Origin of the sequence: Okeanomitos corallinicola TIOX110 (assembly GCF_038050375.1) — a bacterium.
Taxonomy (GTDB): domain Bacteria; phylum Cyanobacteriota; class Cyanobacteriia; order Cyanobacteriales; family Nostocaceae; genus Okeanomitos; species Okeanomitos corallinicola.
In genome coordinates this window covers 1,615,945-1,636,229 of the sequence record NZ_CP150886.1, presented here as the reverse complement: position 1 = coordinate 1,636,229, position 20,285 = coordinate 1,615,945, and the positions used below count along the sequence as shown (strand labels likewise).

Annotated in this window: 23 protein-coding genes; 12 read left to right on the top strand and 11 right to left on the bottom strand. The window is 36.3% G+C overall.

What is annotated here, in order from left to right; genetic code table 11:
- Positions 1-121: 121 nt before the first annotated feature.
- The 3 genes from WJM97_RS07110 to WJM97_RS07100 form a co-directional block, all read right to left on the bottom strand.
- Positions 122-325, bottom strand: coding sequence for a type II toxin-antitoxin system HicB family antitoxin (locus WJM97_RS07110; protein ID WP_353932343.1), 204 nt, complete (start codon positions 323-325; stop codon positions 122-124).
- 97 nt (positions 326-422) lie between these two features.
- Positions 423-1,067, bottom strand: coding sequence for a tRNA (adenosine(37)-N6)-threonylcarbamoyltransferase complex dimerization subunit type 1 TsaB (tsaB, locus tag WJM97_RS07105; RefSeq protein WP_353932342.1), 645 nt, complete (start codon positions 1,065-1,067; stop codon positions 423-425).
- A 200-nt stretch (positions 1,068-1,267) separates the two neighbouring features.
- On the bottom strand, positions 1,268-1,516 hold the full coding sequence (locus WJM97_RS07100) for a Ycf34 family protein (protein ID WP_353932341.1): 249 nt from the start codon (positions 1,514-1,516) through the stop codon (positions 1,268-1,270).
- 138 nt (positions 1,517-1,654) lie between these two features.
- On the opposite strand from WJM97_RS07100, the gene WJM97_RS07095 reads away from it, so the two are divergent.
- Positions 1,655-2,929: a CCA tRNA nucleotidyltransferase gene (locus WJM97_RS07095; protein WP_353932340.1), complete on the top strand. Its 1,275-nt coding sequence runs from the start codon at positions 1,655-1,657 to the stop codon at positions 2,927-2,929.
- Between the two features lie 4 nt (positions 2,930-2,933).
- On the opposite strand, the gene WJM97_RS07090 is transcribed toward WJM97_RS07095, so the two are convergent.
- Together WJM97_RS07090 and WJM97_RS07085 are read right to left on the bottom strand one after the other, a co-directional pair.
- A complete protein-coding gene (locus tag WJM97_RS07090; protein ID WP_353932339.1) occupies positions 2,934-3,398 on the bottom strand; it encodes an SRPBCC family protein in 465 nt (154 codons plus the stop codon).
- Positions 3,399-3,499: 101 nt separating this feature from the next.
- Positions 3,500-5,089 carry a B12-binding domain-containing radical SAM protein gene (locus WJM97_RS07085; RefSeq protein ID WP_353932338.1) on the bottom strand — a complete coding sequence of 530 codons (1,590 nt, stop codon included), beginning with the start codon at positions 5,087-5,089 and terminating at the stop codon, positions 3,500-3,502.
- A 180-nt stretch (positions 5,090-5,269) separates the two neighbouring features.
- Between WJM97_RS07085 and WJM97_RS07080 the strand changes: the two genes are divergently transcribed.
- Complete coding sequence (locus WJM97_RS07080) at positions 5,270-5,569, top strand: type II toxin-antitoxin system HigB family toxin (RefSeq protein WP_353932337.1); 300 nt, start codon at positions 5,270-5,272, stop codon at positions 5,567-5,569.
- A complete protein-coding gene (locus WJM97_RS07075; protein ID WP_353932336.1) occupies positions 5,553-5,954 on the top strand; it encodes a transcriptional regulator in 402 nt (133 codons plus the stop codon). The genes WJM97_RS07080 and WJM97_RS07075 overlap by 17 nt, the downstream gene beginning before the upstream one ends.
- A gap of 214 nt (positions 5,955-6,168) precedes the next feature.
- Here the strand turns inward: WJM97_RS07075 and WJM97_RS07070 are convergent, their stop codons facing one another.
- Positions 6,169-6,345, bottom strand: coding sequence for a hypothetical protein (locus WJM97_RS07070; RefSeq protein ID WP_220610197.1), 177 nt, complete (start codon positions 6,343-6,345; stop codon positions 6,169-6,171).
- 371 nt (positions 6,346-6,716) lie between these two features.
- On the opposite strand from WJM97_RS07070, the gene trpS reads away from it, so the two are divergent.
- The 6 genes from trpS (at position 6,717) to WJM97_RS07040 (ending at position 12,992) form a co-directional block, all read left to right on the top strand.
- Positions 6,717-7,724, top strand: coding sequence for a tryptophan--tRNA ligase (gene trpS / locus WJM97_RS07065; protein WP_353932335.1), 1,008 nt, complete (start codon positions 6,717-6,719; stop codon positions 7,722-7,724).
- A 122-nt stretch (positions 7,725-7,846) separates the two neighbouring features.
- On the top strand, positions 7,847-8,761 hold the full coding sequence (locus tag WJM97_RS07060) for a methylenetetrahydrofolate reductase (RefSeq protein WP_353932334.1): 915 nt from the start codon (positions 7,847-7,849) through the stop codon (positions 8,759-8,761).
- Positions 8,762-8,912: 151 nt separating this feature from the next.
- Positions 8,913-10,031: a magnesium chelatase ATPase subunit I gene (gene bchI, locus WJM97_RS07055; RefSeq protein ID WP_353932333.1), complete on the top strand. Its 1,119-nt coding sequence runs from the start codon at positions 8,913-8,915 to the stop codon at positions 10,029-10,031.
- 69 nt (positions 10,032-10,100) lie between these two features.
- Positions 10,101-10,418: a hypothetical protein gene (locus WJM97_RS07050; protein ID WP_353932332.1), complete on the top strand. Its 318-nt coding sequence runs from the start codon at positions 10,101-10,103 to the stop codon at positions 10,416-10,418.
- Positions 10,419-10,490: 72 nt separating this feature from the next.
- Entirely contained in the window at positions 10,491-11,783 is a 1,293-nt protein-coding gene (locus tag WJM97_RS07045) for a glycosyltransferase (RefSeq protein WP_353932331.1), read from the top strand.
- Between the two features lie 384 nt (positions 11,784-12,167).
- Complete coding sequence (locus tag WJM97_RS07040) at positions 12,168-12,992, top strand: D-alanyl-D-alanine carboxypeptidase family protein (protein ID WP_353932330.1); 825 nt, start codon at positions 12,168-12,170, stop codon at positions 12,990-12,992.
- Between the two features lie 33 nt (positions 12,993-13,025).
- Here the strand turns inward: WJM97_RS07040 and WJM97_RS07035 are convergent, their stop codons facing one another.
- Positions 13,026-13,217 (bottom strand): type II toxin-antitoxin system HicB family antitoxin, encoded by a 192-nt coding sequence (locus WJM97_RS07035; protein ID WP_353932329.1) that lies wholly within the window; start codon positions 13,215-13,217, stop codon positions 13,026-13,028.
- Between the two features lie 284 nt (positions 13,218-13,501).
- On the opposite strand from WJM97_RS07035, the gene WJM97_RS07030 reads away from it, so the two are divergent.
- Together WJM97_RS07030 and WJM97_RS07025 are read left to right on the top strand one after the other, a co-directional pair.
- Positions 13,502-14,077: a TIGR04376 family protein gene (locus WJM97_RS07030; RefSeq protein ID WP_353932328.1), complete on the top strand. Its 576-nt coding sequence runs from the start codon at positions 13,502-13,504 to the stop codon at positions 14,075-14,077.
- A gap of 253 nt (positions 14,078-14,330) precedes the next feature.
- Positions 14,331-14,909, top strand: a complete 579-nt coding sequence (locus WJM97_RS07025; protein ID WP_353932327.1) for a nitrate transporter — start codon at positions 14,331-14,333, stop codon at positions 14,907-14,909.
- Positions 14,910-15,025: 116 nt separating this feature from the next.
- Here WJM97_RS07025 and WJM97_RS07020 read toward each other — a convergent pair whose 3' ends face one another.
- Complete coding sequence (locus tag WJM97_RS07020) at positions 15,026-16,447, bottom strand: collagen-like protein (protein WP_353932326.1); 1,422 nt, start codon at positions 16,445-16,447, stop codon at positions 15,026-15,028.
- 135 nt (positions 16,448-16,582) lie between these two features.
- Between WJM97_RS07020 and WJM97_RS07015 the strand changes: the two genes are divergently transcribed.
- Positions 16,583-17,059 carry a hypothetical protein gene (locus tag WJM97_RS07015; RefSeq protein ID WP_353932325.1) on the top strand — a complete coding sequence of 159 codons (477 nt, stop codon included), beginning with the start codon at positions 16,583-16,585 and terminating at the stop codon, positions 17,057-17,059.
- A 62-nt stretch (positions 17,060-17,121) separates the two neighbouring features.
- Here the strand turns inward: WJM97_RS07015 and WJM97_RS07010 are convergent, their stop codons facing one another.
- The 3 genes from WJM97_RS07010 to WJM97_RS07000 form a co-directional block, all read right to left on the bottom strand.
- Positions 17,122-18,513: an amidase gene (locus WJM97_RS07010; protein ID WP_353932324.1), complete on the bottom strand. Its 1,392-nt coding sequence runs from the start codon at positions 18,511-18,513 to the stop codon at positions 17,122-17,124.
- A gap of 65 nt (positions 18,514-18,578) precedes the next feature.
- Positions 18,579-19,406, bottom strand: coding sequence for a type I methionyl aminopeptidase (map, locus tag WJM97_RS07005; protein ID WP_353932323.1), 828 nt, complete (start codon positions 19,404-19,406; stop codon positions 18,579-18,581).
- A gap of 143 nt (positions 19,407-19,549) precedes the next feature.
- Positions 19,550-20,266: a Uma2 family endonuclease gene (locus WJM97_RS07000; protein ID WP_353932322.1), complete on the bottom strand. Its 717-nt coding sequence runs from the start codon at positions 20,264-20,266 to the stop codon at positions 19,550-19,552.
- Between the last annotated feature and the right edge of the window lie 19 nt (positions 20,267-20,285).

Here is a 20,285-nt window from a genome sequence, read left to right as displayed (position 1 = left end):
TAATTGATTTTAAAGTACCAAGCTTTAAATCTTGATTCCGATGTACAAGAATAGGTATAATTTTACTTTCATCAGGCTTTTTTCTCAACAATTTTACAGAGATTTTTTCCTGAAATGGATTTCATACTGCAATTTCTATCACCTGTGATATAGGATCAGGTGTTTGGATTTCATTAGCTACTTCTAGCCAACCTTGTATAGCGTCTTGAAGATTATTAATTAATTCCTCCATTGTATCTCCTTCTGTTATAAATCCAGGTAGAGCAGGTACTTCAGCCCAATAACCACCTTCTTCAGCAGGATAAATAATTGCTTTGATTTTCATCTGGTTTATATTTCTGTTTCTGGTTCTGAAAAGATTTTAACATATACTAAAATCCTCTACAGTCATGGCACTCACCCTTGACTTTTGAATGTTATTCCTAAATATCAACAGGATGCTGTCCATAATAAGGTAAAGCATCAGCCCAATGAGGTTTTTTACCTTGTTGATAATCTAAATAAGCTAATTCTAAAATACTACTAACAGTAACAGCTAAATCAGATTTTGCAGAAATTAAATGATATTCCGTCTGCCAATTTTCTAAAACTTCCTGCCATTTTTCAGGAGTAAAGACAGTATCTTCTAATAAAGCATTAATACTAGAATTATCAGCATTAACTTGATAAATTGCCCCAAAAACTTGACCTCGTTGTGCTGGCATTTCTACTGCAATAATTGATTCTTTTTGATTAAAATTATCCTTGTGTTGCCAAGCAAAAGCAGCTAAAGTAGAAACAGCAAAAACCGGAATTTCTAACTGTTGTCCCAAAGTCCTAGCAGTGACAACACCGATCCGAGTTCCCGTAAACCCACCGGGACCCTTAGCAACGGCGATAAATTCCAAATCTTGCCAACTTTGGGGTTTAATTAAATCAATCAGATATTGATGAATTAAACTAGATAACTCCCTTCCCAAATTCCAAACATGGGTGCGTTTATCACCCGCAAAATTACTAATAACTAAACCTAATTCCGGTGTAGTAGTATGTAACGCTAAAGCGTATTTATCAGAACTAATAGACACTAGATGATTAACCAAAATAACTAATTAAAAAAACTATTGATATATAATCATAATATAAAATCTTCCCAAAACCTCTTCCTCCGTGTCCTCTGTGCCTCTGTGGTTCGTTCCTTCATAACTCATCACCAATTTAACCATTATAAAGTAGAGACATTCTAGAAAACATCTCTACAAAAAATCTTAAATCTAAAATCTCAAATTCAAGTAGGTACTAACTCACCAGGACGTAACTTAGACCATTTACCCATTTCTGATTTAAAACTCAGACAACCAACAACATCCCATTCCATTTCAATAATGTCATCATTTGTGCGAATATTAACATTAATTGAGGGTTCATTGGGGTCAAAATCGGGAGTTTCCGTTAAATGAGGTTGTTGATGCTGTGCTTCTACAGCATTGTAGGTTACACAACGGTCTACATAGTGGCAATTCACGCAAATACACATAATAGAACCAACTCCTAGAACCTTTATATTAATCTAGCTTAGGAAAAAATGTTAAGCATTAATTGGTAGATTGATTTTTATGACAATGTTAATAATTGAAGAATAAAAAGCTAAATGCTGAATGCTAAATTACCTAAAATGAATAATTCAATTGTTGATCGTTTACATCCCCAAAATTGGCCGTTTAGCTTAGAACTTTTACCAAAACCAGCTTATATGGTGGGTGGTGCGGTACGGGATGCAATTTTAGGTAGAAGTCGAGAATATTTAGATTTAGATTTTATTATCCCAGATCATGCGGTGAAAGTGGCGCGGGCGATCGCCAAACATTATCAAGCTGGGTTTGTGTTACTAGATGCAGAACGAAACATTGCTCGTGTAGTATTCCCTCATGCTACAGCTGATTTTGCTCAACAGGAAGGGGAGAGTTTATTTACAGACTTACACAGAAGAGATTTTACCATCAATGCGATCGCCTACAATCCCCACACCCAAGAAATTATAGATCCCCTCCAAGGTTGTGCAGATATCAAAACTGGTATTTTACGAATGATATCACCGCAAAATCTCCAAGATGATCCTTTACGGTTAATGCGTGCTTATCGTCAAGCTGCCCAATTAAATTTTACCATTGAACCCACTACCCAAGCCACTATTCGTACTTTAGCCGCAGATATCAGTAAAGTTGCTTACGAAAGAATACGGGTAGAAATTGGTTATTTATTAGACATTAAACAAGGTACGCAATGGTTAATTAATGCTGGAGAAGATGGATTATTAGCTACTTTTTTTACTCATGTAGTCAGTGAAAACTTGCAGATACTCAAAGTAGTTGATCAAGCTGTTGAGGTCATTAAACAGAACTTTCCTCAGTTGGGTGAAGAACTAGAAAGACCAGTCCGTGATACTATCAAAACCTCCTGGTTAGGTATTGCTAAATTAGCTTGTTTAGTTCACAAAAACCCAGAAATAGCGGAAACAGAACTTTTGGAAATTACCTATAGTCGGGCGGAAATTCGCGGTGTAACTACGATTTTGCGGTTGTTTCCCCAATTGCAAAAAGCTGATCATCTGTCTTTACGAGAACAGTATTTTTTCTTTCAGGATGTGGGTAGTGTGTTTAGTGCTACTCTTGTTTTTGCCTTAGCAGATGATATACTTAAAGTTAAGAATGATACTTTACAGGTTTATGAACCTTTGATCAACCGTTATTTAAAACCTAATGATTTGGTAGCGCATCCTACACCGTTGGTAAGTGGTAAGGATGTGATTTTATCCTTAAATATTCCCGCTTCCCCATTGGTGGGTAAAATTTTAAGTGAGATTGCGATCGCTCAAGCTGAAGGTAAAATTAACACTATGGAGGAAGCTTTAGAATTTGCAAAGCTGGTGACAGGTGACAGTTTTGACTGAACAGCTATTCCACATACTTTGGTAAACAAGCTAATTCTTCTGCGACTCGTTTAAATCTTTTGAGTTGTGCTTTCATATCTGCTTTTGTCCAAGATGCAGCGAAGGTATTAAAACCCCAACTGACAACGGGGTTAGGAATTTTAAACTCAAAGCGGTTAACTAAAAGTGTACCTTTGGGTAGTGGTTGACATTCCCAGCGATCACTACCTTGGAAAAAGCCTTTAAAACCCCAGACTACTAAACCTGGTTGTCTTTCGATCACTACGGTGTTTAAAGTAGGTTGAATTATAGGAATTTGAATCATAAACCGACTGCGACTACCTATTTCCGTACTCCATACTTTTCCCACAGGTTCACAACGGAGAACAGGGTTTAACCATTGGTGCATTAAAGTTAAATCTGTTAAACATTGTTCCACTAAAGTGGCAGGAGCGTTAATTTTAATTGACTGTTCTAAAACCTGGGGCATTTTTGAGTAGAGATGTTATGGCTTGGTTGATTAAAGCTAATATAACAATCCTATCTTATTTATGAAAGTTTCCCCGGCTTAGTGATTCATTTTGGTTAAAATTAATTCACTGTCTCTAACTGTAAACTGGCATTTTCTTGATTCTGTTGTTCTTGTTGCTTTAATACTACCAATTCTGCTTCTAGTTCCGCTTTCACCTCTTGACGCAAAGTAAAGAAATGCTCACCTATACCCAAGGTAATTAAATAATCATACAATAAATTAGGTTTACTCAATCCTATGATTAGTAATTGCCACCAAAAATGAAATCGGGTAGAACGTAAAATTCCTTGTCGCCAACAAATAGCTATTACAAAATGCCATTCTGCTGTAGTTAAAGTGCGATAATGACGATTATATTGAGGTCGCCAACCTTGCATTTTTTGAAAGTGATGAAAAGTACGTTTCAGATAAGGTAAGGGTTCATATAAATTCCAAAAAGTCTCAATAAACTCGTTAACAATTTCCGACATTGGCCGGGTGGGAACAAAATTCATTAAAGATTTTTGAGAAGTAAAATATTTACCTAAACCATCTATTAAACGTCCTTCTTTTTGCAGACGAGTCCACATTGCCGTATTTGGTAATGCTTGTAGTAAACTGAGATGCGCTTGGGGAATACTGGTCGCTTCCACAAACTCTTGAATGCGTTTACCAGCACCAGGTTTTTCACCATCAAATCCCAAGATAAAACCAGACATAATTTGTAAACCTGATTTGGTAATTTTATCACAGGATGCTATTAAAGAATTGCGGGTATTTTGTTCTTTGTTAACTCCCGCTAAACTTGCAATATCAGGGGTTTCAATGCCCATAAATACCGTGACAAAACCAGCTTCCACCATCAATTCTAGTAATTCATCATCTTCTGCTAAATTTAAAGAAGCTTCTGTAATAAAACTAAAGGGATAATTGCGTTTTTTCATCCAAGGAATTAGTTCCTTTAAAAAGACTTTAGCGTTACGTTTATTACCAATAAAATTATCATCAACTATAAATATATAACGATGCCAACCCATTTGATATAATACTTCTAATTCTGCCAGAATTTGGGCTGGTGTTTTCGTGCGGGGTTTGCGACCAAAAAGAGTAATGATATCACAAAATTCACATTGAAAAGGACAACCTCTAGAAAATTGTACCGTGATTGCATAATAGGCATTTAAATTAAGTAAATCAAAACGAGGAATGGGAGTTTGGGTAACATCTGGTTTTTCTGTAGCGCGGAAAATACCCCTTTCTTCTCGATTTTCCAAAGCATTTAAAAACATGGGAATTGTACATTCCCCTTCATCTAAAATTAAATAATCTGCTCCTGCTGCTAAAGCAAATTCTGGTACAGATGTGGGAAATGGTCCACCAACGGCAACTTTTTTACCTAACTTTTTACCTGTTTGAATTAATTCACCAAAATCCTGTTTTTGGATAATCATGGCAGATATAATCACAAGATCGCACCATTGCCAATCTGCATCAGTTTCTAGACTCACATTGCGATCGCACAATCTTATTTCCCAATCACTTGGTAACATTGCTGCTACTGTGATCAAACCCAATGGGGGATTTGTCGCACGTAATCCAGCTAAATCAAGAGTTTCTTGATAAGACCAGAAAGAATTAGGCATTATCGGCCAGATTAATAAAGCTTTCATCAAGCATATTCCTGTGATTTGCTGTATCTTAAAAACCCATTTAGTTGTAAATTATAAAAAATTAGGAAGTTAGGTTTTATCCATCTGGAGATACAGATTTATAAATTTATATATAGACAAAATATGGACAAGGTATTATAATTATCTCAGCTATCGAAAAATATGGGGATTTAAACAGGAGTGAATGTTATTAGTCGGAAAATTTTGCGAGATTTCTGTTTAAACCATGCTGATTCCTGCGACGCACTTTATGACTGGTATAGAGTAGCAAGTAAAGCTCAATGGCAAAACTTAATTGAAGTCCAATCATTTTATAAAAGTGCTGAATCAGTAGGAAATTTTACTGTTTTTAATATTAGAGGAAATAACTATCGTTTAATAGTTGATATTGTCTATGCTAGTCAAAGAATTTATATAAAATATATTTTAAATCATGCTGAATACGATCAAGGAAAATGGAAAAATGACCCTTACTTTTAACCCAGAGTCCTACGGTGCTTTACTTGCTCAATATCAACCAAAAGTGATCACAACTGAAGCAGAAAATGAAAATGCTATTGCTATTGTACAAGATTTAGAACACCGTTCCCATCTCACTCCAGAGGAAAAAGCATTATTGGAATTATTGGTAACATTAATATCCAAATTTGAAGAAGAAAATTATCCCATACCTCAAGGAACACCACATTCTATGTTACTGCACTTAATGGAAGCGCAAAATGTGACACCAGAAGATTTAGTTGAGGTGATCGGTTCACCGGAGATAGTTACTCAGATTATTAATAATCAGTTACCAATAAATAAAAATCAAGCTCAGGCTTTAGCCAAGTTTTTCCAAGTAGATGTAGAATTACTACAATTATGATCATAATTGCTACCCAAAATCAAATAAATTCTATTTTAATGAACCACGAAGACACGAAGAACACGAAGAACACGAAGGAAGAAGAAAGAAGATAGGAAGATAGATAATCTTAGACCGACAAGTCAGTAATAGACTTCTTGCAAAAGTCTAGGAAGAATACAAGAAACTTTAGCAAGAGGTCTAACAAGTAGGGATTATAGATTTAGCTGAAAAGCTAATTTTTCTGAGTTGGTGCAGGTATATGGAAACCTATGTAAGTTCCTACTGCGACTTTGGTCAAATCTGTAAATGTTCCACGAGTTGAGGGATCAATTACTGCTAAAACTAATGAACCAAAAACTAAAGTTAATACAACAAACGCTAAAACTTGCTCTTTTTTGGAAAAGTTCATAAAGCCTCCAAACGTTTTATTAGACCTGAAACGAGAGAAAGGAGGCAAGTAGACTAAAGACTCAGTGCGGACAAGTTAGAACAAAATTAACTACTGCAACCAAATCCTCGTTTCAGATGTAATACATAATCTATTTCTATACTTTATTTTTTTGTGTTACCAAACATACAAAATGCTGAGTAAATTTAATTGTATAGTTTGGAATTAGAACAAAATTAATTACTGCGACCCAAATCCTCATTAGAATTTGGGTCTTTTTACTCAAGTTATATTAACCAATCCCCCATCACGAATCCCCAATGACCACTAAAATAGGTCTTGTAACCGCCAAATTCACAAAGCGGGGAAGAGGAGATAACTAACTAATAATTATGGGTAAGCAGCGCGTTCTGTCGGGAGTTCAACCAACTGGTAATTTACACTTGGGTAATTACTTGGGTGCTATTCGCAACTGGGTGGAAATTCAAGATCAGTATGAAAATTTCTTTTGTGTGGTAGATTTACACGCCATTACCGTACCACATAACCCCGCCACCTTAGCGGCTGATACTTACACCATCGCTGCTTTATATTTAGCCTGTGGCATTGATTTACAACATTCTCACATTTTTGTCCAGTCTCATGTTTCTGCACACAGTGAACTCTGTTGGTTGCTAAATTGCATCACTCCCTTAAATTGGTTGCAGGATATGATTCAATTTAAGGAAAAAGCCGTTAAACAAGCGGAGAATGTTAGTGCAGGTTTGTTGACTTATCCAGTTTTGATGGCTGCGGATATTTTACTTTATCAAGCAGATAAAGTGCCTGTGGGTGACGACCAAAAGCAACATTTAGAATTAGCGCGGGATATTGTCAACAGGTTTAACCATCAATTTGCTAAGGATAAACCATTGTTAAAATTACCCAATCCTTTAATTAGGAGGGACGGTGCAAGGATAATGAGTTTAACTGATGGGAAAAAGAAGATGTCAAAATCTGATCCTTCGGAGTTAAGCAGAATTAATGTTTTAGATCCTCCAGATCAAATTGCTAATAAAATTAAACGCTGTAAGACTGATCCAGTGCGGGGTTTAAGCTTTGATGAACCAGACCGTCCCGAATGTAATAACCTGTTAACTCTGTATATGCTGCTGTCTGGAAAAACTAAGGAAGCAGTAGAGACTGAATGTGCAGATATGGGTTGGGGTCAATTTAAACCCTTATTAGCGGAAACTACAATTAATGCTTTAAAACCCATTCAGGATAAATATAAGGAAGTGATGGACGAAAAAGGTTATTTAGAGTCAGTGTTAAAAGATGGTAGAGAAAAAGCAGAGGCGATCGCCAATCAAACTTTAGCAGATGTAAAATCAGCTTTAGGTTATACAGCGCGGTTGTAAATTTGCATATAAAAGATCCCTTACTTCTTGAAGAAGTCGGGGATCTGGATAATCTAAGGTTTAATCTAGAAAGTGTGACTTGATGTCACTTTTGATGAAAACCTGAAAATTAAAATTGAACTATGCAGGATAGCCATAGCACCAGTGCTTTAAATAACTTCCGTAAAGCCGTAGTAGCAGGAGATTTTCTGGTTACTGCTGAAGTATCACCCCCAAAAGGGGGAGATCCCACACACATGATTGAAATGACAGCGACTCTTAAGGGGAGAGTTCATGCTGTGAATATTACCGATGGAAGTCGTGCTGTATTGGGGATGTCGTCTCTAGCAGCTTCGGTGATTTTATTGCAACAAGGAATTGAACCAATTTGTCAGATGGCGTGCCGCGATCGCAATAGAATTGGATTACAAGCAGATTTAATGGGCGCTCATGCTTTAGGTATTCGTAACATTTTAGCCCTCACTGGTGATCCTGTAAAAGCAGGTGATCATCCCGATGCTAAACCAGTATTTGATTTAGAATCTATCCGTCTTTTGCGGTTAATTAGAAACATGAATGAAGGGTTTAATTTTAACCAGAAACCTTTAAAAGATGGCACCTTAGATTTATTTCCCGGTGCAGCAGTAGACCCCCAATCTAAAAGTTGGTCAGGTTTACAAAGCCGATTTGAAAAAAAAATAGAAGCGGGAGCGCAATTTTTTCAAAGTCAATTAATTACAGATTTTGAAAAATTAGAAAAGTTCATGGATCAAATTGCATCCCGTTACAACAAACCAATTCTAGCAGGAATTTTTCTGTTAAAATCTGCCAAAAATGCTCAATTCATTAATAAAGCCGTTCCTGGTGTAAATATTCCTGATCATATTATTGACAGGTTAGAAAAAGCCAAACAACCATTAGCAGAAGGGATGAAAATTGCCGCCGAACAGATCCAAAATGCCAAAAGTATCTGTCAAGGTGTACATATTATGGCAGTAAAACGAGAAGATTTGATCGCACCAATTTTAGATTTAGCCGGGGTTAAAGCTATAGAATAGACAATTTTCAGTAATTAAAACTACATAGAGGCGTTAAATGTAGCGTCTCTATTCAGTTGGCAATTGGTAAGAATTTATGCCTCGTGTCTAATGCCCCTAAATATGTCAAAATAAGAAGTTGTAATCAGAAAAATATTGTTAAGGTAATTTAGTGACTTCAACTGCTCAAACTACAGCAAGTGCGCGTCGCGCGGTTTTTCCATTTACTGCTATTGTCGGCCAGGAAGAAATGAAACTGGCGCTGCTGTTAAATGTGATTGATCCCAAAATTGGTGGTGTAATGATCATGGGCGATCGCGGCACCGGTAAATCTACTACTATCCGTGCTTTGGCAGATTTGTTGCCAGAAATACCAGTAGTTGCCAATGACCCCTTCAACAGTGATCCCAGCGACACGGACTTGATGAGCGATGAGGTTCGTCAACAAGTAGCGCAAGGGTTAGAAATTCCCGTAGCTCACAAAAAAGTACAAATGGTAGATTTACCATTGGGTGCTACTGAAGACCGGGTTTGCGGTACGATTGACATCGAAAAAGCTCTGTCTGAAGGTGTGAAGGCTTTTGAACCAGGTCTTTTAGCTAAGGCTAACAGAGGTATCCTCTATGTAGATGAGGTCAACCTGTTAGATGACCACTTGGTGGATGTCCTCCTCGACTCTGCTGCTAGTGGTTGGAACACCGTAGAACGGGAAGGTATTTCTATCCGTCACCCAGCGCGGTTTGTGTTGGTGGGTTCAGGAAACCCAGAAGAAGGTGAATTGCGTCCTCAGTTACTAGACCGGTTTGGGATGCACGCGGAAATTCACACCGTGAAAGAACCTGCTTTACGGGTGCAAATTGTGGAACAACGGGGAGAATTTGACCAAAACCCCGCTGTATATTTGGAACAGCACAAAGCTGACCAGGAAGCATTACAACAAAAAATTGTCCAAGCGCAGGAATTGTTACCCCAAGTTAACCTTGACTATGAACTGCGGGTGAAGATTTCTGAAGTTTGTTCAGAATTAGATGTGGATGGTTTGCGTGGTGATATTGTTAGCAACCGCGCTGCTAAAGCTTTGACTGCTTTTGAAGGACGCACAGATGTCACCGTTGATGATATTCGGCGGGTAATTACTTTATGTCTGCGTCACCGTTTGCGGAAAGATCCGTTAGAATCTATTGATTCTGGATATAAAGTAGAAAAAGTTTTTGCTCGCACCTTTGGTGTGGAACTTCCAGAAGATGCTGCACAGAAAAATGGTACTGGTGTAAAAGCTGGGGTACGTTAGTTTCTGAGGTGACAGGTGACAGGTGACAGTTGTTACCAATCACCAATCACCAATCACCAATGACTAATTATGAGAATATGGAATTTTTGGGTAAATACTTTAATTTTATCTAGTCAATATAATCCCCCAAGATTTATTGAACTGTTGATGTTATCATTGGCGATCGCCATGTTAATGATCTCAACAATTACACCAGATAAACCTTATTTAATTTTGGGTTTAAGCTTTGTTTTAGGAGCATCAATTTCTATTTTAATCCGGGAGGCAATTTCTACCACCAACCACGCTCATCCAACTTCATCTCAAAGACTAATTACTATAGTCACATCTTTACTTTTACTGATTATCAGTGTGTATGGTTTTGCAGATTTAATTATGTCTTTGTAATCCGACAGTTTTTCCTTGATTAATAACTAATAATTACGAATTACACATTAAGAATTAATTAATATTAGCATCATGAAACTAAGTTTGTGCATGATTGTTAAAAATGAAGAAGTTGCATTACCAAAATGCCTAGAAAGTGTAAAAAATGTAGTAGATGAAATTGTAGTTCTAGATACGGGTTCAACTGATAAAACACCAGAAATTGCTCAACAATTTGGTGCTAAATTACATTATTTTCCGTGGTGCAATGATTTTAGCAAAGCTCGTAACGAGGCGTTAAAATATGTCACTGGTGATTGGATTTTGGTGTTAGATGCTGATGAAACTCTCACGCCAGAAATTGTGCCACAAATTAGAGAAGCTATTAATATTGACGATTATTTATTAATTAATCTTGTCCGTCAAGAAGTTGGTGCAACTCAATCACCCTATTCTCTAGTTTCTAGATTATTTCGTAACCATCCAGATATTAGTTTTGATAGTCCTTATCATGCGTTGGTTGATGATAGTGTGATGGCAATTTTAAAGAAAGAAACTGATTGGCAAGTTGGATATTTACCAAAAGTTGCTATTTTGCACGCTGGATATCAAAAAGCTGTAATTAATCAACAAAATAAACACGCTAAAGCCGCAGCTAGTATGGAGGAATTTCTTGCTACTCATCCTGATGATGCTTATCTTTGTAGTAAATTAGGGGCTATATATGTGGAAATAGGTAAAGTTAATGAAGGAATTGATTTATTAAACCATGGTTTAAATTTGGTAGTTGGTAATTCTAGAAAATCTGAAAAAAAAGCTTCAGGTTGGTTGAAAGATTCCCAAGCAATGAGAATAAAAAACTCTCTTAATGAAGATAGAGAAGAAGAAAATTATGATATTTTATATGAATTAAATTATCATTTAGGTATTGCCTATACACAGTTAAAAGATTTCTCTCTGGCTATTTCTTATTATCAAGCGGCGTTGAAATTGCCTATTTATCCATTATTAAAATTGGGGGGATATAATAATTTAGGTAATTTATTAAAAGCAACAGGAGATTTACCAGGAGCAAGAAATGCTTATGCAACTGCTTTAAAAATTGATGATAGTTTTGTAACTGGTTATTATAATTTGGGCATGGTTTCTAAGGCAATGGGTTTGTTTGTTGAGGCGATTGATGCTTATAATTGTGCGATATCTTTAAATCCTGATTATGCAGAAGCTTATCAAAATTTAGGGGTGGTTTTGTTAAAGGTTGGTGATTTGGAGAATAGTATGGCAGCTTTTGAATATGCTATTAATCTCCATGAAAAAGATAATCCTGAAGAGGCGAAAAGGTTATTTCAAGGTTTGCAGGAAATGGGATTTTTAGGTGACAGATGACAGTTTTCAGGGTTTGATTATTGATTGAGAGGATGTTTAAAAAGTTTGAGGGAGTCAAAATTTAAGCAAGTCGCCTAACCATAATAAGGTAGATACAGCACTTCCCGTTGTTATGAGGTACACCCTTGGCGGGCAAGATGCCCACCCCACAAGAGTTTTATCATTTATGTCTGTACCTTATTGGTATTAAATCTGCTGTAGTTTAAATTTTGCATTTTTATTGATATATTCACGGCAAATTATCTTATACATTTTATCGTGATTAATTACTTATGATTCCTATATCATTACATCAAATAATAAATCCTGATTTCCTTAATATTCGATGAACATTATTTTGATATAGGATTAAATCACAGTTATCAAAAAAATGTTTTATCAACAATGAAACTGAACCCTGAACTAAAAAAACAATTAATACAAGTAACTCTAATTAGTTTTATCGTTTTCCTTTTTACTGTCTCTATTAGCATTTTTATCAAAAGTCGTCAATCATTACCTAATTCTCTAGTTACTAGAAGAGATAATACCCGGATTTCCTCAACAGAAAAATTTATTCCCAATCAAGAATTAAATGAACAACAAAGATTTTTAGACACTATTAATTATCAATTAAAAAATATACCCTCAACAGATACCTATGAATATATTTTACTCCGTGCCTATGGAACTATATTTATTAACCAAAACTCAGAAATTAAATTACCACCAAAAGTTATTCTAGATAACGAACAAGAAACAGAAACCTTTCAGCAAAATTTACAATTAACCTTAGTAGAAGGTACGAGAGAATGTTACTTACAAACAGCCGCAGCGGAGGCTTTTAACCAAGCTAGAAGTATAATAGATATACCTTTAAAATCAGGATATTCTGGTGATTGTACCCGCAGTTATGCAACTACGTTAAGATTTTGGCAAAAATATACTAATAACAGTACCTTAGAACAAGTAAAACAAGGAAAAGAAACTAATATTCTCAGTTTAGTTGCACCACCAGGAACTTCACAACATCTCTGGGGTTTGGCACTTGATTTAGGAGTATTAAACCCAGCCCAAAAACGAGCATTAAATGAAAATGGCTGGTTTCAAACAGTGGTAAAAGATACTCCCCACTGGACTTATCTTGGTTGGGATGAAGAGAGTTTACCAAAATTCGGTCTTAGGGATAAAACAGTACAAGGTATTACCTATTGGGTGACACCAATTTAAGGTTTAAAAATCAAAATACAATAGAGATTATTACTATACATCTATATAATAAAACTCTGCATTTTTGGTAGTATCATCAAGTCCTTGTAAGTAATCTTTAATGACATATTTTATCTTTTCTAAGGCTTCTTGTTCCGTATCACCAACTGTCCAGCATCCGGGTAAAGCAGGACACCAAATTGCATAGACATGATCTATTTTGTTCAGCTTAACTTGATATCGCATATCTCAATTTTTGCTAGTAGATGCAATTCTATATTATTTTTTAAGATTAAAAGGAAATCCTTGATACTGTAATGACTCACACCGTTAATAAATCCCAATCAAAATGTCAAAATTAGAAAGTATAGCTCTGATACAAAAAATCTCTATATACCTTTACCCTCTACCTCTCTGCGGTTCGTTATTATCTAAACCTAATAAAAACCAATAAACACTATAAACGTGTCACTATTTATAAATATTATTACAATAAAATAATTACATACCTAAAATTTGGAGTTTTCACAGTGGGTTTATTTGATGATTTCAGTCGGTTTTTAGAAGATCGTTTAGAAGAATTCTTGCGTAATAATCCCCATTTAGAATTAGAAATGCTGCTAGAACAGCTACGGGAGCAAGAAGAAGATACACTAAAATTGATTGCAGATTTACAAGCACAGGAAAAGCGATCGCAAGATGATATACTCGCTACAGCGCAAGAAATACAACGTTGGCACATTCGTATTCAAAAAGCTAAAGCCGCAGGTAGAGATGATTTAGTCCAACCAGCACAAGCTAGAGAAGATGCACTTTTGCGGGAAGGTAATCAAAAATGGGGACAAATGCAAGGCTTAAAAGAACGTATTAACCAGTCCCAAGAACTATTAAGCAAAATTCAACAGCGTCGGCAAGAAGTGCAAGCAAAAGCGACGGAAGCACAGAAAGCAAGGGAAAAAAATAAAGCTCAACAGCGTTTAGAAACCAACCCTTGGCAAACTCAATCTAGTAGTTATTATGATAAATTTGACGAACTAGAAGAACAATTTCGTCGTTTAGAAACCCAAGAAGAACTAGAACAAATGAAACGGAATATAGGAAAATAATTCAACCTTAAAATCATGGTAATCAATCCCTGACTTGTGAATAAGTTAGGGTTTTTTATCATTAATTGACAAATATCTATTTTGATACTGTATTCATATTTTTAAGATTTTAACTGTTATTTAATTCACAAACATAATTTTAAACTAATGATAAATTTAATTGAGTTAAAATTCTCTCTTACCTGTTCCTTTCCGCAGTAATTAAATATTTCTGCTTGAGGATTTCCCTGACATTTCAGAGCATAACTGAGGAATGGAAAATAGTATCTTATTAGACATATTAGCTACCTTACAACGTTTATTTGTAGGTTACATACCAGCCGCTGCTTTGGGTATATTTATTGGCTTTGTCATTGGTATAAATGGTATAGTTTATCAATTATTTAGTCGCTTATTTCAAATTCCCAATAGTATTCCTTCTATTGCATTTTTACCCATGGCGCTGATTTTATTTAAAGAGAATGAAACAGCAGCTATTTTTGTAGTTTTTAGTGGAGTTCTTTGGCAAATAATTGTCGAAACTGCTACAGGTATTCAGAAATTTAAGCAACAAGATAATAACTTCCGTGTGGCTATTCATTACATTTTTAGAGCTTTAAGGTCAGGTATGTGGATAGCTTGGTTTACAGTCATTGCTACGGAAATGTTAGCTGGTTCAAAGGGTTTGGGATTTTTGGTTTGGAATGGCTATAAAGCCAGTAATCCTAAATATATAATTGATGCTTTACTTTATATTGCTATTATCGGTGTTTTTCTAGATCAATTACTAGATTTTGTGGGATATATTCTGGCTCAAATTGCTAAGGATAAAAGTAAATCTTCCGATAATTAACTATCAACAAATTTATTGAATAGCTCATCTTTCTAAACTATCTATATTGAAATATTAGGAATATTGTGGTGCGGGCATCTTGCCCGCTATATTGTTCAAATTAAATTCACAACAGCTTATCTATTTCTAGGAATTCTACTTTTCCATCTTAAAGTTTGTTGTGCAGAACGTTCACCTAAAGAACGTATGGCGACTACTTCAATTTCTACATCTGTACCAGAACTAACGGCTTTATTAGGCATTTTTAACTTGCCTAAATCTAGGGTAAAGCGGTTATAGTTACGACTGACTAAAGAATCTGGTATTTCCCCTTCATAGAAAGTTTGATAACCAAAGCCTTCAGAAAAGTTATCTTTTCCTCTGTATTTTACCTTAAACTTAGTATTGATTAAATCTGATCTTCTTGCTAAATCAACTATTTTTAGGTTGAGGTTTGACCCTGTTCCAGAAAATTCTGCTACTGCTAATTTGGTGACTTCTTGTTTAGGAATAGCATAATTAACTGTATATTCTGTTAGCTGATTTTTCAGTTCTACATTCCCGTCAACCCACATATCTTCTGGGAAGGATATTTCTATTTGTTCATTATCATTTAAGGTGAGGGTGACATTTTGATCAGCAAAGTTAGAAATTGGCTGTTTTTCTTGCCAAATTAATTTCAAAGTGCTTTCTAACCGCCGATCAAATTCTCGATATTGATCAGCAATTACAGAACCTGGTGCAAGTAAAGCTGTTGCACCTTGACGCAGATTCCATTTATTTTTAGAAAGGTTAAATTGTTGATTTGTTAATTGGGAAATAGGGGTTTTGATGGTTGGTTGATCACTTTGCAATGGTTCTTGACTATTAATGATGCTTAAAGTCCCTAAACTTCCCTGTTTACCATCACCGCCATAACTACCATCTCGGCCATCCGTGCCATCATAACAACGATAGGTTTTATTAGTACATTGTCTTCCTGTACAGGTTTTTTCTTCCCATCGGGAACGACGACAATTACAACCTCTTGTTCCTTCACCACCACGGCCACCTCGTCCACCTTCTCCCCCAACTGTGCGGACAAAAATATTCTGTAAGTCTGCTAAATTGCGGAAATAAACTGTGAGAGAACCACCATTTCCTCCGTCTCCACCTTTACCACCGTTTCCCCCATCTCCACCATCAGCAGCGCGAATATCAGAGTTGGAATATGCTCGTTCTTCTCTTCCACATCGAGGTCTAAAGGCGTTTTCTCCATCTTCTCCATCTTCTCCATTTGTGCCTGATAGATCAAGATTTACTGGTGAACCGTTAGCGGAAATAGTTTGGTTTTCTCCATTACGTCCTTCTCTTCCTGCACGGCCGTCACTGCCTTTAGACTCATTTTGATTGTAATATCTTCTGTCTCTATCTCTCTGAGTTCGATCAGCTATTTTATAGCTTGCTTTTACTGTGTTCAGTTCGCAAGTCTCCACAGCAGCAACAGGTGAAAAATTCGCGGTATTTAATAAGCAGAAAGTTACTACAAGAGGCAATTTTGTCGCTAAACCTTTAAACATGACAATGTAAATTACACCTAAATTTTGAGTTGAGATACAATTGCTGATGCTAATTTTCCGGTTTTTCTTCCCAGAAACTGCTGTATAAATAAAATAAAGCTAAAAGAAAGCTTGAATTTTGGGGGGATTTACAAAATGTCATCTTTGATTACTACTTTTACCGAACATCTCAATTTTTCTGCATCGGAAATAGAAGCTATTCTTTCGACACCTTTAGATGAAGTTCTTAATTCACCTGTATTAAACCAAGAATTAGCTAGTCTAAATATTACATTATTACGGGAAACTTTACCAACTGCTGGTGCAGTTTTGGCGGAACATTTACCAGCTTTTTATGATTGGTTAAAAAATGAGTTAGGTGTTAAACGAGTTCCTGATAGTCCAGCACATACTACTACTTGGGTTGTGAATTTTTTGAATAATCAGGAAACTCTTAATCATTTAGTTGAGTTACATCATCCTGTTCCAGCAGTGGCTTTAGAACAAGCTGTTCCGCGTTTGGTTAGTTTATTTGATGGTGTGGAAGATGTGAAGGTTCGTCGAGAATGGGAAAAGGCTGTGGCTGCACTTTGTTTAGTTTTAGTGGTTGATAAAAGACAAGGTAATTCGTAATATTTCCTTTGGAAACGCTGCGCGAACGTAATTCTTTATTTTACCCAATCACCAATCACCAACTATAGATTTGGACGATGTTGAATCCAAGGATTAGCTGCTTCTAATTGTGCTGCTAAACTAATTAAAGTAGATTCAGCGGCTGGTTTACCAATTAACTGTACACTTATAGGTAAACCTTTGCTATCAAAACCTACAGGAATGGCGATCGCAGGTAAACCAGTCGCATTGGCTATGGGACAAGGTGCAATCCAGTGAATGATATTGTCAAATATTTCTTCTGGGCTTAAATTTGCCCATTCACCTACACGAATTGGTGAGTGTAAATAAACGGGTAAAACTAAGACATCAAAGTGATCAAAAAAGGCGATTATTTGCCGTGAAAATGTTTGCATTTTGCCTAATGCTTGCAAATAATCAGCCGCAGAACCTGTTCTCGATAATAACCAGCGATTTAATGGTTGTAGTGCTTCTGGGGGTAGTCCTGCTGCTGCTACTCCAGATTGCCAAACTATTTTAAATGGTTCTACTAGACCACTAAAATCAGGATATTTTTCTTCTATTTGATGTCCAAATTCTGTTAACAATTTAATAGTTTTTAATACCCCTTCTGTACAGTTGTCATCTGCTTTTCCAAAAGGTTTAATGTCGGTACTAAAGGCGATTTTTAAGGGAGATGTTTTGACTTGGGTAGAGTCTAAAAATGAAGTTTGTGGAGTTTCTAACCAATAAGGATCACCAGTGAAATAGCCAGACATCACATCTAACATTGCTGCTGCATCACTGACGGTTCTGGCCAAGGGTCCATGAACACCTATCCCTCCCAATTTATCACCTACTGGGGCGCTAGTAATTCTACCTCTGGCTGGTTTGATACCGACAATACCACAACAGGCCGCAGGGCCACGAATTGAACCACCACCATCTGAACCGTGAGCGATCGCAGATAATCCCGCTGCAACCGAGGCCGCTGCACCACCACTAGAACCACCAGGGGTATATTCTAAGTTCCAAGGGTTTCTGGCTGGGGGAAATCCCGTAGGTTCTGTGTATGGATAAGAACCTAATTCACAGGTGGCAGTTTTACCCAAAATTGTAAAACCAGCTTGTTTGAGCTTCATAACTACTCCAGCATCGTAGTCAGGAATATTATTAACTAAGGCTGGATTTCCGTAAGTACAAGCAACACCTGCTACGGGTGTTAAGTCTTTAATGGAAATTGGGACACCAAAAAATGGTGGTAGTTCGGAAGTTGTAGTTAGTAATTCGGTTTTGGCTTTAGCATCAGCGATCGCTAAATCGGCTGTGATAGTAAAATAACTACCTAACTGGGAATTTAAACGTGAAATTCTTTCTAAATAGACTTCTACTAAATCTAAAGGTGAAACTTCCCGACTGCGGACTAATTTTGCTAATTCTAAAGCTGACGTAAAAGCTAAATCTGTTTCATTCATTATTTATGGGTAATGGGTAATGGGTAATTGGTAATTGGTAATATTTCTGCTGACTTTTAACTTGCTTAAACCAACGATCTATCGGTGAAAATTTCATAACCGTTATCTGTTACCAAAACAGTATGTTCAAACTGAGCAGATAAAGCATTATCAACAGTCACCGCAGTCCATCTATCGGATAAAATTCTGGTATTTTTAGAACCAGCATTCAAAATCGGTTCAATTGCTAAAGTCATTCCAGCGCGCAATTTCACATTAGGAATATCACGAGTTCTATAATTAAATACCGCCGGCTCTTCGTGTAAATTTCTACCTACACCATGACCTGTAAATTGTTCAACCACACTAAATTTATTAGCTTTTACATAGTCTTCAATTGCACCAGCAATATCTACAAGATGGGCGCCAGCTTTTACTTGTTCAATCCCTTTAAATAAAGCTTCTTCCGCTACATTAATCAATCTAGCCGCCTCTGGGGTGACATCTCCCACGGCAATTGTTATACAAGAATCTCCATGAAATCCCTGATAGTAAGCTCCGGTATCAACCTTTAAAACATCTCCGGTGCGAATAACTTTTTTACGGCTAGGAATACCATGTACAACTTCATTATTAATACTCGAACAAATTGAACCTGTAAAACCGTGATATCCTTTAAAACTAGGCGTTGCACCCATTTCCCGGATGCGTTTTTCTGCGTGAGCATCTAAGTCAGCGGTAGTCATTCCTGGTTCTACCAACTCAGAAATTTCCTTGAGAACTGTAGCTACAATTTTTCCTGATTGTCGCATAATTTCAATTTCGCGGGCAGATTTAATTTCAATACCTCGGCGTTTTCTGGGTGCTGGTTTGGGTTGGACTGGTTGAGAAAGTAAGTTACTGAAAATGTTCATGATCAAATTTAGTAATTTCTGGGAGTTTACGGTTCAGATTTGAGGTTGTTGAGATTTATTGAGAAAAATATCTACATTTACGTTAACTTATTTTGCGCTGCTAGAGAAATACAAATGATTGCTAATGGGTTCTAAAATAAGTTCTAAATTGTATCTGGATCAATTCCCAATTCCCGCAGTTTAGCAGCGAAACGTTCAGATTTTTGTTTTTCTTGTTTAGCAAATTCTTCTGGGGTAAGAATTATCAATCCTTCATCGGTAAAATAGCGTAGTTGATGTTCATGAATACCTAAATATAAATTTAGCTGCTGACTCCATAACCAACCATGACTATTAGCTTCTATTGGTTGATAAATTCCTCCTACTAAAATAAACCCAGTCAACTCTAAGTTATTAGGATCAAGCAAAAAATATTCAGGAGTACGAAAAGTATCTTGGTAAATTTGTTTTTTAAATTCTTGATCAATGGCTGAACTTTTATCTGTAGTTAATTCAATAATAATATGTGGGTATTTACCATCTTCTTGCCAAACTACCCAACTTTGACGGGGTTTGCGCTCTACATTTCGGACTACAAAAAAATCTGGGGCGGGAAATTTTTCTGGTTTTGGCTGACGGTTGCTGTAGTTAATTGTTAAATTACCAGCAGCATAAAAATCATTTCTATCACCCCACCATAATTCTAAACATTGTAATAGTAAAATTATTTGCCGCAAATGGGAAATATTTTCTAACTGTGGCTGTTCATTAGGTAATTTTTTATCAGGAAAGATGACATCCCTGGGTAATTCAAAATCTAATGGTGGTTCTTCTGCAACTGGTTGATTTTTTGGAGATTCAAAATCTTTGTATATAGACATATCAAGAAATTCGATTGTA

Coding starts and splice junctions, on each gene's coding strand:
- WJM97_RS07110 (WP_353932343.1), bottom strand. CDS start 325: ATGAAAATCAAAGCAATTATTTATCCTGCTGAAGAAGGTGGTTATTGG.
- WJM97_RS07100 (WP_353932341.1), bottom strand. CDS start 1,516: ATGTGTATTTGCGTGAATTGCCACTATGTAGACCGTTGTGTAACCTAC.
- WJM97_RS07095 (WP_353932340.1), top strand. CDS start 1,655: ATGAATAATTCAATTGTTGATCGTTTACATCCCCAAAATTGGCCGTTT.
- WJM97_RS07090 (WP_353932339.1), bottom strand. CDS start 3,398: ATGCCCCAGGTTTTAGAACAGTCAATTAAAATTAACGCTCCTGCCACT.
- WJM97_RS07085 (WP_353932338.1), bottom strand. CDS start 5,089: ATGAAAGCTTTATTAATCTGGCCGATAATGCCTAATTCTTTCTGGTCT.
- WJM97_RS07075 (WP_353932336.1), top strand. CDS start 5,553: ATGACCCTTACTTTTAACCCAGAGTCCTACGGTGCTTTACTTGCTCAA.
- WJM97_RS07070 (WP_220610197.1), bottom strand. CDS start 6,345: ATGAACTTTTCCAAAAAAGAGCAAGTTTTAGCGTTTGTTGTATTAACT.
- trpS (WP_353932335.1), top strand. CDS start 6,717: ATGGGTAAGCAGCGCGTTCTGTCGGGAGTTCAACCAACTGGTAATTTA.
- WJM97_RS07060 (WP_353932334.1), top strand. CDS start 7,847: ATGCAGGATAGCCATAGCACCAGTGCTTTAAATAACTTCCGTAAAGCC.
- WJM97_RS07050 (WP_353932332.1), top strand. CDS start 10,101: ATGAGAATATGGAATTTTTGGGTAAATACTTTAATTTTATCTAGTCAA.
- WJM97_RS07045 (WP_353932331.1), top strand. CDS start 10,491: ATGAAACTAAGTTTGTGCATGATTGTTAAAAATGAAGAAGTTGCATTA.
- WJM97_RS07040 (WP_353932330.1), top strand. CDS start 12,168: ATGAAACTGAACCCTGAACTAAAAAAACAATTAATACAAGTAACTCTA.
- WJM97_RS07035 (WP_353932329.1), bottom strand. CDS start 13,217: ATGCGATATCAAGTTAAGCTGAACAAAATAGATCATGTCTATGCAATT.
- WJM97_RS07025 (WP_353932327.1), top strand. CDS start 14,331: ATGGAAAATAGTATCTTATTAGACATATTAGCTACCTTACAACGTTTA.
- WJM97_RS07020 (WP_353932326.1), bottom strand. CDS start 16,447: ATGTTTAAAGGTTTAGCGACAAAATTGCCTCTTGTAGTAACTTTCTGC.
- WJM97_RS07015 (WP_353932325.1), top strand. CDS start 16,583: ATGTCATCTTTGATTACTACTTTTACCGAACATCTCAATTTTTCTGCA.
- WJM97_RS07010 (WP_353932324.1), bottom strand. CDS start 18,513: ATGAATGAAACAGATTTAGCTTTTACGTCAGCTTTAGAATTAGCAAAA.
- map (WP_353932323.1), bottom strand. CDS start 19,406: ATGAACATTTTCAGTAACTTACTTTCTCAACCAGTCCAACCCAAACCA.
- WJM97_RS07000 (WP_353932322.1), bottom strand. CDS start 20,266: ATGTCTATATACAAAGATTTTGAATCTCCAAAAAATCAACCAGTTGCA.